This is a genomic window from Actinoplanes sp. NPDC049681 (assembly GCF_044465265.1).
Taxonomy (GTDB): domain Bacteria; phylum Actinomycetota; class Actinomycetes; order Mycobacteriales; family Micromonosporaceae; genus Actinoplanes.
Window position 1 is genome coordinate 708,224 of sequence record NZ_JBITLP010000006.1, and the last position, 17,169, is coordinate 725,392.

Below are 17,169 nucleotides of genomic sequence, written 5' to 3' on the forward strand. Positions count from 1 at the left end.
ACCCGTCAGGCCGTACCGAAGCAAACCCCCCGGAAGAGCACGGCAGAATGGGGCCGTGACCGCAGAAGCCCGGCCGTGGACCGCGCCCCTCGCCCAGGCGCCGGTGACCGCCACCGTGCGGCTGCCCGGCTCCAAGTCGATGACCGCGCGCGCCCTGGTGCTCAGCGCCCTGGCCGACGGTCCCTCGCGGATCCACCGGCCGTTGCGGGCTCGCGACACCACGCTGATGGCCGACGGGCTGCGGGCGCTCGGCACCACGATCGACGCGTCGCAGGGCGACGTCTGGGCGGTCGAGCCGCGGCCCCTGCGCGGTCCGGCCACGGTGGACGTCGGCCTGGCCGGCACCGTGATGCGCTTCGCGCCGCCGGTGGCCGCGCTGGCCGAGGGAACGGTCACCTTCGACGGCGACCCGCACGCCCGCAACCGGCCGCTGCGCCCGATCGTGGAGGCGCTGAGATCCCTGGGCGCCCACATCGACGCCTCGCCCAGCGGCGGCCTCCCCCTCGTCGTCCGGGGCACGGGCACACTCGAGGGCGGCACGGCGGTCATCGACGCGTCGGGCTCCAGCCAGTTCGTGTCCGGTCTGCTCCTGTCCGCCCCGCGCTGCACCAAGGGCCTGGTGCTGCGCCACGAGGGACCGCCCGTGCCGTCCGCGCCGCACCTGCGGATGACCACGCACATGCTGCGGGCCGCCGGAGCCGTCGTCGACGACAGCGCGCCGGACGTCTGGACCGTCGAGCCGGGCCCGTTGAGCGGACGGAGCTGGCAGATCGAGCCGGACCTGTCCGGGGCGGCGCCGTTCTTCGCGGCCGCCATGGTCACCGGCGGCACGGTGACGCTGGCGGGCTGGCCGCGCGACAGCTGGCAGCCGGTGGGCGTGCTCGGCGATCTGCTCATCCGGCTCGGCGCCGAGGTGAGCCAGGGCGACGACGGGCTCACCGTGCGCGGCACCGGCCGGCTGCACGGCATCGACGCCGACCTGTCCGAGGTCAGCGAGCTCACGCCGGTGGTCGCCGCGCTGGCCGCACTGGCCGACTCGCCGTCGTCGCTGCGCGGCGTGGCGCACATCCGCGGCCACGAGACCGACCGCATCGCCGCGCTCGCCCGGGAGCTGGACAAGGTGGGCGCCGGAGTGGTGGAGCACGCCGACGGCCTCGACATCACTCCCCACCCGCTGCGCGCCGCCGCCTTCGAGACGTACGCGGACCACCGCATGGCCCACGCCGCCGCGGTGATCGGCCTCGCCGTGGAGGGGATCATGCTCACGGACGTAGCGTGTACGTCCAAGACCCTGCCCGAGTTCCCCGAGCTCTGGGCCGGCCTGGTGACGGGGGGCTGACGCTGCCGGCGCGCAAACGGGAGTACGACGAGGACGACGTCCGGATCCGTCCGGGCCGGTCGTCGCGACCGCGTACCCGCACCAGGCCCAAGCACGAGGACGCCGTCGACGGCCTCGTGATCACCGTGGACCGCGGCCGCTACGGGTGCGTGCGCGAGGACGCCGAGAGCGAGGCGGAGATCGTCACGGCGATGCGCGCCCGCGAGCTCGGCCGCAAGTCCGTCGTCGTCGGCGACCGCGTGGCGCTGGTCGGTGACGTCTCCGGGGCGCCCGGGGCGCTGGCCCGCATCGTGCGCATCGCCGAGCGCACCTCGGTGCTGCGGCGTACGGCGGACGACGACGACACCACGCCCGAGGGCCGGCTGGAACGGGTCGTGGTGGCCAACGCCGACCAGCTGGTGATCGTCAGCGCGCTGGCCGACCCGCCGCCGCGCACGGGCTTCATCGACCGGTGCCTGGTGGCCGCGTACGACGCCGGCATCGACCCGCTGCTGTGCCTGACCAAGGCCGACCTCGCCGGCCCGGCCGCGGTGCTCGACTACTACACCGAGCTCGACCTGCCGTACGTGCTGGTGCAGCCGGACAGCGATCTCGGCGAACTGCGCGAGCACCTCGCCGACCGCATCTCGGTCATGGTGGGGCATTCCGGCGTCGGCAAGTCCACGCTGGTGAACCGGTTGGTCCCGGACGCGCTGCGAGCGGTCGGCGTGGTCAGCGCGGTGGGCAAGGGGCGGCACACGTCGACGAGCGCGGTGGCGCTGCGCCTGCCGCGGGTCAAGAAGAAGGGCGACCCGGGCTGGATCATCGACACGCCCGGGATCCGGAGCTTCGGGCTCGCGCACGTGAGCGCCGAGAGCCTGTTGCACGGCTTCCCCGACCTGGTCGAGGGCACGGTGGACTGCCCGCCCAACTGTGGGCACGCGGCGGGCGACGTGGACTGCGCCCTGGACGCGTGGGTGGCGGGGGGCAAGGCCGATCAGCGGCGGCTGGCGTCGTACCGAAGGCTTCTGAGCAGCCGCGCCGGCGAGCTGGACGTGCGCGACCAGAGCGAGTGACGATCGGCTAGTTTGCCCGCATGGCTTCGTACGCCGACGACCTCGCGCTCGCCCACCTGCTGGCCGACACCGCCGACTCGATCTCCACGGCCCGCTTCCGGGCCCTCGACCTGCACGTCGAGTCCAAGCCGGACCTGACCCCGGTCTCGGACGCCGACACCGCCGTCGAGCAGGCGATCCGGGCGACGCTGGCCCGCGCCCGTCCGCGCGACGGCGTCATCGGCGAGGAGTTCGGCAGCTCGACAGCGCCGGCCGGGGCGGGCAACCGGCACTGGGTGATCGACCCGATCGACGGCACCAAGAACTTCATCCGCGGCGTCCCGGTGTGGGGCACGCTCATCGCGCTCATGGAGGGTGAGCGGCCGGTCGCCGGGCTGGTCTCCGCGCCGGCCCTGGGTCGCCGCTGGTGGGGAGCGGTCGGGCACGGCGCGTACGCGGGTAAGCACCAGCGGGCCGCCACCAGGATCTCGGTGTCGGGGGTCAGCAAGCTCGGCGACGCCAGCTTCTGCTACTCCAGCCTCTCCGGCTGGGAGGAGGGCGGCTACCTCGAGCCCGTGCTCGACCTCATGCGTGCCACCTGGCGCAGCCGGGCCTACGGGGACTTCTACGGCTACATGCTGCTGGCCGAGGGTGCGCTGGACGTCATGGTCGAGCCCGAGCTGTCGCTCTGGGACGTGGCCGCGCTGATCCCGATCGTCACCGAGGCCGGCGGCACCTTCACCGACCTGGCGGGGGAGCGGGCGCCGGGCGACGGCAGCGCCATCGCCACGAACGGCCACCTGCACGAGGAGATCCTCGCCCGGCTGGCCCGCGGCCGGGCCTGAGGGGGCCGTTCGGCCTCCGGACGCCTCGGAAGCTGGTCTATCCTCGCTCAGGTGATGTCCGCGGGCTGGCTCTTCCTCGCTGCGATGATCGCCGCGTACGGGGTGGCGAACCTGCTGCAGTCCATGGCGGCGGCGCGCACCAGCGTCCATCACACCTTCGATCCTCAGCTGCTCGTGCGGCTCGCCTGTCACCGTACGTATCTGCTCGGGCTGCTCTGTCAGGTGCTCGGCTTCGTTCTCGCGTTCATGGCGCGCCGCGACCTGCCGTTGTTCCTCGTGCAGGCGAGCGTGGCGGCCGGCCTCGGCGTCACGGCGGTGCTCGGCGTCCTGGTGCTGAAATGGACCCTGCCGGTCGCCGAGGTGGCCCTGCTCGCGCTGCTGCTGGGCGGCATCACCGCGCTGGTCCTGTCGGCCCAGCCGGCGCACTCGCGCCAGCTCGGGACCGCCGGGGTGGTCGGCCTCGCGGTCGCGGTCGCGGTGATCGCCGTGCTCGGCTTCTTCGCGGTACGGCTGCACGGCGCGATGGGTTCCGTCGCGCTCGGCTCCCTGGCCGGCATCGCGTTCTCGGCGGCGGCGATCGCTGCCCGCCCGTTGGCGGTGGAGGAGTCCTTCGCGGGCTTCTGCACCAACCCGCTGCTCTACCTGCTGATCGCCCACTCGCTCGTGGGTCAGCTCCTGCTCGGCCTCGCGATGCAGCGGGGGTCGACCACCGCCGCGGTCGCCGCCATGGACGCCGCCGGGGCGGTCCCGGCCGCCGTCGTCGGCCTGCTGCTGCTCGGCGACCGGATTCAGCCGGGCCGCGAGTGGCTGGCCGCGGCCGGCTTCGTCGTCACGCTCGCCGCGGTGATCGCCTTGACCAGGTACGCCGAGCCGCAGCACCACCACGCGACCGCCCGGCCGCCGTCCGGCCGGCGCGCCGAACGTGCCCGCCTCCACCCGGCTGCCCGTTGAGATCCGTGCATGAGCCGCAGCCCGCGGGGTACATCGAGCGCATGACCATGCTTCGCTTATGCAACAAATGCCGCAAATCATCCTAAAGTTCCGAGATCTCGCGGGAATGCGAAAGCCGTACGTGTTAGGCACAATGGAGTGATCATGCCGAGCGAGGTCCAACACCTGGTCGACGGCGGGCAGACCTATCCGGTCGTCCGGCTGGCCGGGATGCTCGACGCCGATTCCGCTCCCGCGGTGCGCTCCGCCCTCCTCGAGGTTCTCGCCGGTCAGCCGGAGGCGCTCGTCGTCGACGTCCGCGACCTGGCCGTGGGCCACCCGGAAGCGGTCGCCGTGCTGCGGGACGTCGCCGCGGTAACGTCCGACTGGCCCTGTGCGCACCTGGCCCTGTGCGCCACCGGCGACACCGCGGCGTGGCACGACGCCGGCCTGCCGATCTGGCCCACGCCCGAAGAGGCGTTCACGGCGCTCGGCACGCCCGCCCCCGAACGTTTCCTGACGGCCGCGCTGGAACCGGTCATGGGCGCGGCGCGGCGCTCCCGGGAGCTCGTGACCGAGGCCTGCGCCCGCTGGGAGCTGGCGGACATGGCCGGCCCGGCGTGCATCGTGGTCACCGAGATGGTCAACAACGTGGTCGCGCACGCCCGTACGGCGATGACGGTCCTGCTGGGCCTGCACGGCGCCCGGATGACCGTGGCCGTCCGCGACCGCTCCCCGCACCTGCCCCGCTTCAGCGGCGAGCCCGTGCCGGTCACCTCGTACGGCGGCCGCGGGCTGCTGCTGATCGACTCCGTGGCCCACAGCTGGGGCAGCCTGGAGGTCCCCGGCGGCAAGGTCGTGTGGGCGTCCCTCGACGGCACCGACGAGCCGGCCGACGATGTGCCGAGCACAGGCATGGCCGGCCACACCCGGGGGTAAGCAGCGGGTATGCGAGACGACGACTTCCCGACCGAGGTCTCCGACCCGGAGGCGTCCGGCCTGCCCGGCACCGCGGACGACGATTCGAACGCGTACGACGAGGTGGACAGCCCCCGCTGGTCCGACGGCCCCGACCCGGCGGCGCTTCCCGGCGTCGGACCGGGCGGCTCCAACCGCTACGGCGACACCGCGGAGGAGCAGCGCGAGGGCGAATCGCTCGACTACCGCCTGCGCCAGGAGGAGCCCGACGTCGGCGCCGAGGACCCGCTCCCGCCGCGCCGCGACCCGTACGACGAGACGGTCGACGACCCGGAGCAGCGCCGCCTGGACGCGGACGTGTGGGGCCAGAGCCCGACCTCCGACCCGAACTCCCCGGTCTCCCTCTACGACGACGGCCAGCTCGACGACGACTCCCCGCGGCCGGTGGGCCGCCTCGTGGAGCCGGACGAGGGCTACGGCACCGACGACGAGCCGGACAGCGTCGCGTACGACGCGGGAGCGGCCGGCGGCGGCGCTTCAGCCGAGGAAGCCGCCATGCACGAGACGAACGCCCCTAACTACCGCTGAACGTCAGTCCAAGCCCTTTTCTATCGCGTAGCGGGTGAGCTCCACGCGGTTGTGCAGCTGGAGCTTGCCCAGCGTGTTCTGGACGTGGTTCTGCACGGTCCGGTGGCTCAGGACGAGCCGCTCGGCGATCTGACGGTATGACAGCCCCTTGGCCACGAGCCGGAGCACCTCGGTCTCCCGCTCGGTCAGCTTCGGGGCCATACCGTCGTCCCCCGCGGGCTCGACCGCCAGCCGCCGGAACTCGCCCAGCACCAGCCCCGCGAGCCCCGGCGTGAAGACCGTGTCGCCGGCGGCCGTACGGCCCACCGCGTCCAGGAACTCCGCCTGCCCCGCCGACTTCAGCAGGTAGCCCGACGCACCCGCCTTCACCGCGTCGAGGACGCTCTGCTGCTCGCCGCTGGCCGAGAGCATCAGGACCCGTACGCCGGGCACGGCCGCCAGCAGCCCGTTGATGACCTCCACGCCGGAGATGTCCGGCAGTTGCAGGTCGAGGACCACCACGTCGGGCCGGGCGGCGCCGGCGATGCGCACCGCCTGCCGTCCCTCGCCGGTGGTCGCGACCACCTCGTAGCCGGCCGCCGCCAGGTCGCGAGCCACGCCGTCGCGCCACATCGGGTGGTCGTCCACCACCATCACCCTGATCGCCACGCGATCACCCTAGCCTTACGGCGTGCGGGGAACGGTCAGCTCGACCTCGGTCCCCTGGCCGGGCGCCGAGGTGATCCGGACCGTGCCGTGCAGATCCGACATGCGTCCCCGGATGGACTGGGCGACCCCGAGGCGGCCCTGCGACTCGGCTTCGGCGAGGCGGTCGGGCGCGATGCCGCACCCGTCGTCCCGCACGCTCACCGTCACCGATGACGGCTCGTCCTCGACCAGCACCCACACCTTCGTGTCCGGCGCGCAGTGCCGGGTCACGTTGTCCAGCGCCGCGGCGACGGCCGCGGCGATCTCGGTGGCGGCTCGGGACGGCAGGCGGACCGCTCCGGCGGGTGCGGCGACCGAGACCGTTGCTGACGCGTACGGATCCAGCAGCGTCATCAGGTCGACGTCGGCGCCCTCGTCGACGGGTTCCGTGGCGCGTCCGGTGACCAGGGTGCGCAGCGCCGCCTCCTGTTCCCCCGCCAGCCGGGCGATCTCTCCCGCCTCGCCGTCGAGGCCCGCGCCGCGGCGCTTGACGAGGGCCAGCACCTGCAGCACGGAGTCGTGGATGTCGCGGGCGAGGCGTTCCCGTTCCCGGGTGGCCGCCTCGAGCTGGATGGCCCGTTCGAGCCGGCGCTGGGAGACCTCGGCGATGCCGACCAGGTAACCGACGGCCAGGGCGGCCAGCAGCATCAGCACCGTGCCGGTGAAGGCGGCCTGGTCGTAGTGGTTGCGCACCACCAGGTCGGTGGCACCCATGGCGAGCGCCGCCACGATGCCCCAGCGGCGGCCGCCGGCGACGGCCCAGGCGATGACGGGGGCGACGTGCCAGGCCACGGCCAGGGTGGGTTTGCCGTCCTTGAGCGCCTGGGGGCCGACGATCCAGGCGCTGGAGGCCATGACGGCCATGGTGACGAGCAGGTCGGCGATGAGCAGCGGCGGCTTTCGGCGGGCCGGTACGGCGTACGCGTACGTGGTGAAGACCGTCCAGCCGGCGGTGAGGGCGAGCACCGGCCAGGCGAGCATCGGCCGCTCGTACGCCCCGACGTTGCGGACCACGAGGATGGCGACGTAGACGAGCGCGGCGATGCGGTACACGGCGATCGCGCGCCACAGCGGGGTCTGCAGCCCACTCGTTTCCGCCATGGGGCAGACCCTACTCATCCAGCGAAATGATCAGGCTTCGCTTACCGTCGGAGTCATCGCTGATTTGCTCCTTTCCGAGGCGTTCGACCGCGGCCGGGTCACCGCGCTGCGGCATGTCGTCGCGTCCCGGGCCGGTGAATCCGGGCTGGGCGGGGACCGGCTGGCCGATTTCGTCGTCGCCGTCAACGAGTTGCTGACCAATGCCGTACGGCACGGCGGCGGCACGGGACACGTCGCCGTCTGGTGCACCGAGGACCGGGTGATTTGCGAGGTCACAGACCACGGCGCCGGTCTCGGGGCGATCCGCCCGGACAAGCCCGCTCCCGACGAGCCGGGCGGCTGGGGCCTTTATCTCGTCCGGGAGCTCACCGACACATTCGAGATCAAAACCGGCCCCGAGGGTACGGCCGTACGCATCTCCAGCCGTACGGGTAATGAGAAAATCTGAATGTTCTTATGGTTCCACGGACGAGTACTTGACCTTTCCGTGGGAATCTTCTTAGGTCTCTGTGACGCAACAGCCTCACCGCCCCCGGAGGTCCCCCCGTGCCGCGACACAGCGCGCAGCAGCAGCCTGCCTGGCTGCGTCCCCGACTCGTCGTCACCCTCGCGGTCGCGACCGCCGGTCTGGCCACCGCCATCTGGCTGCCGACCCGTAACGACAGCGCGGACGCGTCCGAGTGGAACCGCTCCGGCTGGAACCGCAACCGCACGTTGTCGTCGGACCGGTTCGTCGACGAGTTCCGGGGCCGCGAGGGCAGCACCGTGGACCCGCAGAAGTGGTTCCTGAACACGGGCCGGCTGGACAACGGGCTGACCTTCCGGGACAACACGCGCAACGCCCACCTGGACGGCGACGGCAACCTCGTGATCACCGCCCGCGAGGGCGACCGCAGCGGGCTGACCTCGGCGCGGCTGGTCAGCCGCAACGTCTTCCGCCAGGAGGCCGGCCGGGTGGAGGCACGCGTCCGGGTGCCCGAGGGCGACGGCGTGCGGCCGGTGCTCGCGCTGTTCGGCTCGGGCCGTCCGGATTCCGGCACGATCGATCTGCTCGCGGACGCCGTCACGGACGACGACTTCCACACCTACGCGGTGAGCTGGACGGCGGATTCGATCACGCTGTCGGTCGACGACGAGACGGTCCGCAAGGTGGCGGCCCCGCGCGGGGAGACGGATCAGCCGTTCCGGCTGGTGCTGACCCTCGTGGTCACCGACGCCGACGAGGCCGACCTGCCGGCGCGGATGGTCGTGGACTCCGTCAAGGTCGAGGCCGCGGACGACGACGCGACTCCGACCCCGTCCTCGTCGGCCTCGGAAGACCCCACCACCCCGCCGTCGGACGACCCGAGCACGCCGCCGGCCGAGGAGCCGACCACCGCGCCGACGAGCGCGCCGGCGACCTCCACCTCGCCGGCGCCGGAGCCGACGACGGCTGCGCCGACCACCGCGCCGAAGCCGAAGGCGAAGGACTGGAAGGCGTTCACCGTCTACGCGAAGGGTGACGTCGTCAAGTTCAAGGGCGACCTCTACGAGGTGCTGGAGGCGCACACGGCGCTGCCCGGCTGGGAGCCGACCAAGCTGCCGAAGCTGTTCAAGAAGTTGTAAAAAGTGTTCTCCGGGGGTTCCGGAACCAGTCTCCCTTGACTGGCAGCAGTGCATTTGTAAACACTGCTTAAATATTTACAAACCTCTTCCCCCGGAGGCACATCCCCATGCGCAGAGCGAGATTTCTGCTCGCCGCGGCGGTCGTCGCGGTCACTGTCTCGGGCGGCCTGGCCGCCGTCTCCCGCAACGACACGGCCGCCGCGGCGATCGGCGGCATCACCTGGTCCGACGAGTTCAACGGGGCGGCCGGCGCCTCGGTCGACCCCGCCAAATGGAAGTTCGACATCGGCGGCAGCGGCTGGGGCAACAACGAGCAGCAGTACTACACGAACTCGACGAACAACGTGCGCCAGGACGGCCAGGGTCACCTGGCGATCACCGCGCGGCGTGAGAACCCCGCCAACTACCAATGCCACTACGGCACGTGCCAGTACACGTCCGGCCGCATCCTGACCGCGGACAGGTTCAGCCAGGCGTACGGCCGCTTCGAGGCCAGCATCAAGATCCCGAAGGGCCAGGGCATCTGGCCGGCGTTCTGGATGCTCGGCGGCAACAGCTGGCCGAACACCGGCGAGATCGACATCATGGAGAACGTCGGCAACGCCCCGAACACCGTCTACGGCACCGTGCACGGACCGGGCTACTCGGGAGCCGAGGGCATCGGCGGCAACCGCACCATCGGCGCTCCGCTCGGCGACGCCTTCCACACCTACCGGGTCGACTGGTCCCCCAACCTGATCGTCTGGTACCTCGACGGCACCGAGTACTTCCGCGTCACCCCGTCGAACCTCGGCGGCGACCAGTGGGTGTTCGACCACAACTTCTTCATGATCCTCAACGTCGCGGTCGGCGGCTACTGGCCCGGCTACCCGGACGGCACGACCCAGTTCCCGCAGACGATGCTCGTCGACTACGTCCGCGTCTCGGCGTGGAACAACGACGGCGGCGGCACCGGCTCGGCGCTCAAGTCCACCTTCAGCGGCCGGTGCATCGACATCCCCGGGGCGAACGCGGTGGACGGGGCGCGGCTGCAGATGTACGACTGCAACAACTCCGCAGCCCAGAAGTGGTCGTTCGAGGGTGACGGCACGCTCCGCGCGATGGGCAAGTGCATGGACCCGGCCGGCGGTGCGCTCGGCAACGGCACCGCGATCCAGCTCGTCACCTGCAACGGCAACGCGGTGCAGAGATTCACGCTCTCGGCCGCGGGCGACCTGGTGAACGTCTCGGCCAACCGCTGCGTCGACGTCAAGGACTGGAACAGCGCCAACGGCGCCCAGCTTCAACTCTGGGACTGCGGCGGGACCACCAACCAGAAATGGACGAAGGCCTGATCTGAGGAAAGGCCGGTGGCTCGCCGGAGCTACCGGCCTTTCGGCTGTCAGGAAGCGACCGCGTATTTGTCGCCGTAGACGTGCCAGGTCAGCGGGGCGTTGAGGTCGAGGTTGCCGGCGCGCAGGAAGACGCGCTGGGCGGTCTCGACGCGGGAGACGTCGCTGTGTGCCTCCTCCGTACGCATCTCGGCGACGCGGGCGTCGAGGAAGGCGTTGAGCCAGACGGTCTCGTCGCCGCCCTGCTGGGGAGTCTTGGCGACGCGCATCGCCGCCGCCCGGATGTCGCGCAGCCCCGACATGCCGTGCATCACCGCCGCGTCGTAGTACGCGAACTGGCCCAGCGCCCGCAGGTCGTCCGAGGTCGCCAGCGTGACCGCGGGGTCGAAGTACATCAGGTCCCGCTCGTCCTCCTGCGTCTTCTGGAACACCGGGTCGGCCGCGGCGGCCTTCCAGGCGGCCGGGAAGCCCGGGTCGAGGCCGGCGTGGGAGGCCGAGCCGTCGACAGCGCGCAGGGCGGGCAGATACTTGGCGAGCTTGTTGCCCGGCGAGCGCTCGGTGTACTCGGTGACCACCGCTAGCATGTCCGACGTGCCGGAGCAGAAGCCGATGATGCCCGCCGTGTAGCCGCGCCCGTCGCCGATGTCCTCGATGTAGCCGAACTGGCCGCGCCAGTCGAGCGTCGAATTCTCCGCGCTGGAGACGAGCTCGAACGCACGTTCCTTCTTACGCGGGTCGGCCAGTCCCGCCGCGATCGCGGGCACCGACGTCGGTGCGCTGGTCACGGGCGTCGCCTTGACGGCCGGGCCGGGTCCGTACACCTGGAGCTCCCGCAGGGAATAGCCCGACGCCCAGGCCCGCTGGGTGGCCAGCAGCCGCAGGAAACGCCCCGATCCGCTGAGCCGCTTCAGGTCGTCGGTGCCCCCGTCGCCGCCGGTCACCCGCGTCAGGTCGGTCCAGCGGACGCCGTCGGGCGACAGCTGCAGACGGTACGCCCGGGCGTACGCGGAATCCCACAGCAGCCGCACCCGGGTGACCGCCTGCTGCCGGCCGAGGTCGAGGCGCAGCCACTGGGTGCCGGCCGGCGTCGAGGACGTCCAGCGGGTGGTGGTGTCGCCGTCCACCGCCATGATCGCGGTTCGGGCGGCGTCCTTGGCGCTCGAGGCGAGGACCGCGTGGTTGCGGGAGAGCAGCACGTCGGGCGCGGCGTCGGCGGTCATCGTGATGACCAGGGGGACGGTGCACAGGGCAGCGACCCCCACCCCCAGCGCGACCGCTTTCGCCCGAATCCCCACTCCTCGAAGGTAGGGGCGGGGGCTCAGCGGCGTTTGCGGTTCCGGGAAATCAGGACGACCGCCAGGACGATGCCGCCGACCACCAGCAGGCAGCAGAGACCGCCGACGATCGGGAAGAAGCCGAAGCCGCTGCGCCGGCGGCGATACTTCGCGGCCTCCACCGCGAGCCCGTCGACGCCCTTGCTCGCCGCCCAGGCGTGCACCGGCACCACGAGGGTCAGGACCGCGCCCGTGACGGCCGCACTGAGCCGGGCCCACCACTTCACTGCAGAAGACATGTGCCCAAGTCTGGCCCGCCCTCGCAAGACCCGCCTCCCGGGACTAGGACTTTCAGGGCAGGGTATGCGGAAGAGCACCGACGACGAGGGGGCGTGAGTGGACGCTGAGCTGACCGCACTGGCGGAGGCGCACGGGGTGGCGACCTGGTACGAGGACTGGCACCGCGAGCGCCGCGACGTGGCCACCGAATCGGTCATCGGGGTGCTGGGCCTGCTCGGGGTCGACGCCACGACGCCGGAGTCGATAGCGCGGGAGCTGGCCGCCGTCCGGGCGGCGCGCGAACAGCAGCGCCTGCCCGGGACCGTGGTCGTCAAGCAGGGCGAGGCCCGCCCGCTGCCCGGAGTCGGCACGGTGGTGCTGGAGGACGGCACCTCCCGGGAGGTGACCGGGCTCCCGGACGACCTCCCGCTCGGCTGGCACCGGCTGCGCACCGGCGGGCAGGACGTGACGCTGGTCGTGGTGCCGCCGCGGCTGCCGGAGCCTCCGGAGACGTGGGGGTGGATGGTTCAGCTCTACTCCCTGCACTCGGACGCGTCCTGGGGCATGGGCGACCTCGGGGACCTGCGTACGTTCGTCGAGGGCAGCCACGGTGCGGGGCTGGTCCTGCTCAACCCGCTGCACGCGATCACGCCGACGGAGCCCGTACCGTCGTCGCCGTATTCGCCGTCCAGCCGGCGATTCTCGAACCCGCTGTATCTGCGGGTCGCCGACACCGACGCCTACCGCCGCGCGGACCCTACGCTGCGGGAACGGGTCGACGCGCTCAAGCCGGAGCCGACGCCGGACGGGCTGATCGACTACAGCGCCGTGTGGCGGGCCAAGCGGGCGGCCCTGGAGCTGCTGTGGCCGCTGGCCGGCGAGGTCGACCTCGACGCCGACCCCGGCCTCACCGACTTCGCCGTCTTCTGCACGCTGGCCGAGGAGCACGGCGCCAATTGGCAGGAGTGGCCCGAGCAGTTCCGCCGGCCGGACACGGCCGAGGTGCGCGCGGCCCGCAAGGGCGACCGCGTGGCCTTCCACGTGTGGTTGCAGCAGCTGCTCAACGAGCAGCTCGACGCCGCCAACGACGCCGCGCGGGCCCAGGGCATGCCGGTCGGCGTGGTGCACGACCTCGCCGTGGGCATCGACCCGAGCGGGGCGGACGGCTGGCTGCTGCAGGACGTCCTGGCGGCCGGCGTGCACGCGGGCGCGCCCCCGGACGCGTTCAACCAGCTCGGGCAGGACTGGGGGCTGGCGGCGTGGCGGCCCGACCAGCTCATCGAGACCGGGTACGCGGCCTACCGCGACATGCTGCGCCGCATCTTCCGGCACGCCGGTGGGCTGCGCGTCGACCATGTCGCCGGCCTGTGGCGGCTCTGGTGGGTGCCACCGGGCATGGGGCCGGACGAGGGTACGTACGTGCACTACGACCCGGACGCGATGCTCGGCATCCTCGCGCTGGAGGCGCACCGGGCGGGCGCCGTGGTGATCGGCGAGGACCTGGGCACGGTGCTGCCGGTGATGACGAAGACGCTGGAAGAGATGAACATGCTCGGCTCGGCGGTGCTGTGGTTCACCCGGGACTACAAGAACGATCCGGACGAGGGTTACCTGCCCGCCGCCCGCTATCCCCGTAACGCGCTGGCCAGCATCTCCACTCACGACCTGCCGACCGCGGCCGGATTCCTGGCCGGCGAGCAGGTCCGCGTCCGCGCCGAGCTGGGCCAGCTCGTCGGACCGGTGGAGGACGAGCGGGCGTACGCGGAGAAGGACCGTGGAAAGCTCCTCGCCCGCCTCACCGAGGAGGGCCTGATCACGGCGTCGAGCACGCCGGAGGAGATCGTCGTCGCCATGCACGAGTTCCTGGCGCGGACGCCGTGCCGGTTCGTGACCGCGGCCCTCTACGACGTGCTGGGCGAGCTCGACCAGCCGAACCTGCCCGGTACGACGGACGAGTACCCGAACTGGCGCATGCCGTTGCGCACTAGCCTGGAACAGATCGTGGCGGACCCGCGGGTGGCGCGGGTCGCCGACGTGCTGAGCGCGAGAAAGGGCGGTGCCCGATGAGCTTCCTGGACAAGGCGAAGGAGTTCGCCGACAAGCACGACAAGCAGGTGGACCAGGTGCTCGAGAAGCTCGGCGACGAGGTCGACAAGCGGACCGGGCACAAGTACACCGACCAGATCGACCGGGGTGTCGACGAGGCCCAGAAGCGTACCGGCGACGGCGACACCCGGCCCTGAGGTTTTCGCAGGCCGCTGCCGGGAAGCTGATGGGTGTTCGCTAACGGAAGGACGACACCATGGGCTTCATGGACCAGGCCAAGGACTTCGCCGACAAGCATGACGAGCAGGTCGACCAGGGCCTCGAGAAGGCCGGCGACCAGATCGACCAGCGCACCGGCAACAAGTACTCGGACAAGATCGACCAGGGCGTCGACCAGGCGCAGGCCCGTACGGGTGAGGGCGACACCCAGCAGTGAGCCGACCGGCCCCCGTCCTCGCGGCTAGATCGCGAGCGGCGGGGGCGGCGGGTCGTCGTCCAGCGCGAACAGCATCGGGTGGACGGCCAGCCGGTGGTCGCGTTCCCGGCAGCGCGCCGGCGGCAGCAGCGACGAGCGGTGCTCCGGGTGTTCCGAGCAGTGCCGCATCGCCCGGCTGACCGCGTCGCGGTGGTGCCGGCCGCCGCCGTACTCGCCGCAGTTGGCGCAGTCCCAGCGCCAGTACGCGGGCCCCTCGTCGGACTCCTGCCGCCGGATCTTCAGCGGCGGACCGGCGCGGTGCTGCGCTGCGGCGAGGATGGCGGTCATGTCCCCGGCATGTGGTGGTCCGGACGGCCGTGCCGGCCTGTCGCCGATGATCTCGGCCAGCGCGCTGGTCCCCGTACCCGACACTCTTCACCCCCGCAATCGTTGAACGCGCCCAGTGTGGAACGGGACGCAGCGATTGCAGGGGGTTTTCATGTTTCCGGGCCTCCCTTTCACCCCCACTGGTACTCCCGCCTCGCTCGGCGGACAGCCGGAAATCGGCCGGGTGTTACCGTGGTCGATCAGCGGTGCTCGGAGGTGGCGAGGCGGTGTTCACCCACTCGGCGTTCCTCTATGACACCGACTCCGCGTATGCGGCCACCCTCGGCGACTTCGTCCGCGACGGGCTGGAACGCGGCGAGGTGGTGGCCGTCGCCGCCGGCCCGCACGGGCTCGGCCTGCTGCGCGAGGCGCTCGCCGACCACGCCCGCTCGGTGCGGTTCCTGCCGGCCGACGAGTGGTACGTCCGTCCGGTGCGGACCATCGCCGGCTGGGCCCAGATCCTGCGCGCCGCGGCAGCCGGCGGCAGTCCGTTCGTTCGGCTCATCGGGCAGATCCCGTTCGCCGGCCCGTACGACCCGTGGCTGCGTTTCGAGGCGGCGCTGAACCGCAGCCTGGCCGAGCTCAACGGGCATCTGGTGTGCCCGTACGACCGCCGGGTCCTGCCGACCGCCCTGGTCACCGCCGCTGTCCGTACCCATCCGCGGGTGCACGACGGCGACTGGCGCGACAGCGCGACCTACGAGTCGCCCGAGGTCTTCCTGGCCGGGCTGCCCGAGCCGCTGTGGCCCGTCGCCGGCGAGCCGGTGCTGGCAGCCCCGATCGTCGACGCCGTGGCCGCGCTGCGGGCCCGGATCCGGGAGCTCGCCAAGGCCGGCGACTGGCTGCCGCCCGAGCGCCTGCAGACGCTGGTCCTCGCGATCAGCGAGATCGCCACGAACGGCATCCGGCACGGTGGCAGCCACCGTGAGCTGCGCATCTGGGTGACCGACGACGCCGTCGTGGGCGAGGTGAGCGACGACGGCACGCCGGGCCCGGGACCGCTGGCCGGATACCTGCCGCCCCGGCCGGGCGAGGTCGGCGGCATGGGCCTGTGGCTGGTCCAGCAGCTCTGCGACTCGTTGGCGATCCACCAGGCCGACGGCTTGACGAGGGTCCGCTTCGCCCTGCGCCGCGGCTGACTAGCGGGACCGCACGAGTCCCAGCGTGGAGGGTTTCACGCCCGGGAAGACGGCGGCCAGGTCGGATACGCCGCAGCGGGCGCGGAGGATCTCGCCGATGACGGCCCGGTAGTCGGTGGTGACGGCCAGGTCGCCAGCGACGAGCCGGCTCGCCGACAGCCCGGGCCAGCGGCCGTACACCTTGCCGCCCCTGACGCCGCCGCCGAGCACGAACATGGCGTTGCCGTAGCCGTGGTCCAGCCCGCCCGAGCCGTTCTGGGCGACGCGCCGGCCGAACTCGCTGATCGTGATGAGCGTGACCCGGCCCAGCCCGTCCGGTCCGAGGTCGGTGGCGAACGCGGCCAGGGCGCCGGCCAGCTCGGCGAGGTGGTCGTACATCCGCTTGCCTGGCGTTGCCGTGCCCAGGTTCTCGTGCATGTCCCACTCGCCGGAGTCGACGCAGGCGCTCATCAGCCCGACGTCCGACTTCACCAGGCGCGCCACGTCGCGCAGCGCCTTGCCGAGGTCGTTGTCCGGGTACGCGGCGCCGTTCGCCGGCGTGTATCCGACGGCCTGCAGCCGCCCGGCGGTCGCCAGCGCCGAGGTGGCCGTCGCCGCCGTACGAGCGAGGGCTTCCGGCGCGTCGGCGTAGAGGGCCGCGATGGTCTGCGCCATCGGCCGGTACGGGGTCTCCCCGGAGAGCTTGAACTTGTCGACCGCCTTGAGACCCAGGTCGGGGGCGGGACCGGCGAGCACCCGGGCCGGCATCGCGTTGCCGGCCGAGACCGCGTCGAAGGCGCCGCTCGCGCCGAGACCGCCCATCATCCGGTCGAGCCAGCCGGTCCGCAGGGTGGTTCCGGGCGCGGCGCGTTCCAGCTCCTCCATCGCGGAGAAGTGCGAACGGTTCGGCGCCGGTTGCCCCACGGCCTGCACCGCCGCCAGCGTGCCGGCCTTCCAGAACGGCAGCAGCGGGGCGAGCGCCGGGTTCAGCCCGAAGGCCGAGTTGCCACCGATGAGCCGGGCCTTGGGCACGGCGATGCCGGGACGGGCCTTGTAGTACGCCGGGTCGCCGTGCGGCACGACGGCGGACAGCCCGTCGAAGCCGCCGCGCAGCGACAGCAGCACGAACACGTCGCCCTGGTAGCCGGGCGACGCGAAGGCGAGCTGGGTCGCCAGCTGGTCGCCGGCGAAGCTCGCGAACAGCCCGGCCGCGCCGGCGCCCAGCAGCGTGCGCCGGCTGATCGTGCAGCCGCAGTCCTGGTCAGCCATCAC

General features: G+C 72.2%; 19 protein-coding genes. 13 read left to right on the top strand and 6 right to left on the bottom strand.

Features of this window, described 5'->3' with window-relative positions; genetic code table 11:
* Positions 1-55: 55 nt before the first annotated feature.
* From aroA to ACIBO8_RS25105, 6 genes are all read left to right on the top strand, one after another.
* Entirely contained in the window at positions 56-1,339 is a 1,284-nt protein-coding gene (gene aroA / locus ACIBO8_RS25080; RefSeq protein WP_396117696.1) for a 3-phosphoshikimate 1-carboxyvinyltransferase, read from the top strand.
* On the top strand, positions 1,312-2,394 hold the full coding sequence (gene rsgA / locus ACIBO8_RS25085) for a ribosome small subunit-dependent GTPase A (RefSeq protein ID WP_396117762.1): 1,083 nt from the start codon (positions 1,312-1,314) through the stop codon (positions 2,392-2,394). The genes aroA and rsgA overlap by 28 nt, the downstream gene beginning before the upstream one ends.
* Positions 2,395-2,414: 20 nt before the next feature.
* Positions 2,415-3,218, top strand: a complete 804-nt coding sequence (gene hisN / locus ACIBO8_RS25090) for a histidinol-phosphatase (protein ID WP_396117697.1) — start codon at positions 2,415-2,417, stop codon at positions 3,216-3,218.
* 51 nt (positions 3,219-3,269) lie between these two features.
* Entirely contained in the window at positions 3,270-4,169 is a 900-nt protein-coding gene (locus ACIBO8_RS25095) for a hypothetical protein (protein WP_396117698.1), read from the top strand.
* A gap of 144 nt (positions 4,170-4,313) precedes the next feature.
* Positions 4,314-5,087, top strand: coding sequence for an ATP-binding protein (locus ACIBO8_RS25100; protein ID WP_396117699.1), 774 nt, complete (start codon positions 4,314-4,316; stop codon positions 5,085-5,087).
* Positions 5,088-5,096: 9 nt separating this feature from the next.
* Complete coding sequence (locus ACIBO8_RS25105) at positions 5,097-5,654, top strand: DUF5709 domain-containing protein (RefSeq protein WP_396117700.1); 558 nt, start codon at positions 5,097-5,099, stop codon at positions 5,652-5,654.
* 3 nt (positions 5,655-5,657) lie between these two features.
* Here the strand turns inward: ACIBO8_RS25105 and ACIBO8_RS25110 are convergent, their stop codons facing one another.
* Both ACIBO8_RS25110 and macS read right to left on the bottom strand, forming a co-directional pair.
* Entirely contained in the window at positions 5,658-6,287 is a 630-nt protein-coding gene (locus ACIBO8_RS25110) for a response regulator (RefSeq protein ID WP_396117763.1), read from the bottom strand.
* A gap of 30 nt (positions 6,288-6,317) precedes the next feature.
* Complete coding sequence (macS, locus tag ACIBO8_RS25115) at positions 6,318-7,442, bottom strand: MacS family sensor histidine kinase (RefSeq protein ID WP_396117701.1); 1,125 nt, start codon at positions 7,440-7,442, stop codon at positions 6,318-6,320.
* 64 nt (positions 7,443-7,506) lie between these two features.
* Between macS and ACIBO8_RS25120 the strand changes: the two genes are divergently transcribed.
* The 3 genes from ACIBO8_RS25120 (at position 7,507) to ACIBO8_RS25130 (ending at position 10,381) form a co-directional block, all read left to right on the top strand.
* Positions 7,507-7,890, top strand: a complete 384-nt coding sequence (locus ACIBO8_RS25120; RefSeq protein ID WP_396117702.1) for an ATP-binding protein — start codon at positions 7,507-7,509, stop codon at positions 7,888-7,890.
* Positions 7,891-7,988: 98 nt separating this feature from the next.
* Positions 7,989-9,047 (top strand): carbohydrate-binding protein, encoded by a 1,059-nt coding sequence (locus ACIBO8_RS25125; RefSeq protein WP_396117703.1) that lies wholly within the window; start codon positions 7,989-7,991, stop codon positions 9,045-9,047.
* A gap of 107 nt (positions 9,048-9,154) precedes the next feature.
* On the top strand, positions 9,155-10,381 hold the full coding sequence (locus ACIBO8_RS25130) for a family 16 glycosylhydrolase (RefSeq protein WP_396117704.1): 1,227 nt from the start codon (positions 9,155-9,157) through the stop codon (positions 10,379-10,381).
* Positions 10,382-10,428: 47 nt separating this feature from the next.
* On the opposite strand, the gene ACIBO8_RS25135 is transcribed toward ACIBO8_RS25130, so the two are convergent.
* Both ACIBO8_RS25135 and ACIBO8_RS25140 read right to left on the bottom strand, forming a co-directional pair.
* Positions 10,429-11,673, bottom strand: coding sequence for a chitosanase (locus tag ACIBO8_RS25135; RefSeq protein ID WP_396117705.1), 1,245 nt, complete (start codon positions 11,671-11,673; stop codon positions 10,429-10,431).
* 23 nt (positions 11,674-11,696) lie between these two features.
* Positions 11,697-11,951 carry a hypothetical protein gene (locus ACIBO8_RS25140; RefSeq protein WP_396117706.1) on the bottom strand — a complete coding sequence of 85 codons (255 nt, stop codon included), beginning with the start codon at positions 11,949-11,951 and terminating at the stop codon, positions 11,697-11,699.
* Positions 11,952-12,048: 97 nt separating this feature from the next.
* On the opposite strand from ACIBO8_RS25140, the gene malQ reads away from it, so the two are divergent.
* From malQ to ACIBO8_RS25155, 3 genes are read left to right on the top strand one after another with little or no spacing between them, the layout of a single operon-like run.
* On the top strand, positions 12,049-13,998 hold the full coding sequence (gene malQ, locus ACIBO8_RS25145) for a 4-alpha-glucanotransferase (RefSeq protein WP_396117707.1): 1,950 nt from the start codon (positions 12,049-12,051) through the stop codon (positions 13,996-13,998).
* A complete protein-coding gene (locus tag ACIBO8_RS25150; protein WP_364711368.1) occupies positions 13,995-14,174 on the top strand; it encodes an antitoxin in 180 nt (59 codons plus the stop codon). Before malQ ends, ACIBO8_RS25150 begins: the two co-directional genes overlap by 4 nt.
* A 59-nt stretch (positions 14,175-14,233) precedes the next feature.
* A complete protein-coding gene (locus ACIBO8_RS25155; protein ID WP_364711365.1) occupies positions 14,234-14,413 on the top strand; it encodes an antitoxin in 180 nt (59 codons plus the stop codon).
* A gap of 24 nt (positions 14,414-14,437) precedes the next feature.
* Here ACIBO8_RS25155 and ACIBO8_RS25160 read toward each other — a convergent pair whose 3' ends face one another.
* A complete protein-coding gene (locus tag ACIBO8_RS25160; RefSeq protein WP_396117708.1) occupies positions 14,438-14,740 on the bottom strand; it encodes a hypothetical protein in 303 nt (100 codons plus the stop codon).
* 266 nt (positions 14,741-15,006) lie between these two features.
* Here ACIBO8_RS25160 and ACIBO8_RS25165 point away from each other — a divergent pair, with 266 nt between their 5' ends.
* Positions 15,007-15,918, top strand: coding sequence for an anti-sigma factor RsbA family regulatory protein (locus ACIBO8_RS25165; protein ID WP_396117709.1), 912 nt, complete (start codon positions 15,007-15,009; stop codon positions 15,916-15,918).
* On the opposite strand, the gene ACIBO8_RS25170 is transcribed toward ACIBO8_RS25165, so the two are convergent.
* On the bottom strand, positions 15,919-17,166 hold the full coding sequence (locus ACIBO8_RS25170; protein WP_396117710.1) for a DUF1501 domain-containing protein: 1,248 nt from the start codon (positions 17,164-17,166) through the stop codon (positions 15,919-15,921).
* Between the last annotated feature and the right edge of the window lie 3 nt (positions 17,167-17,169).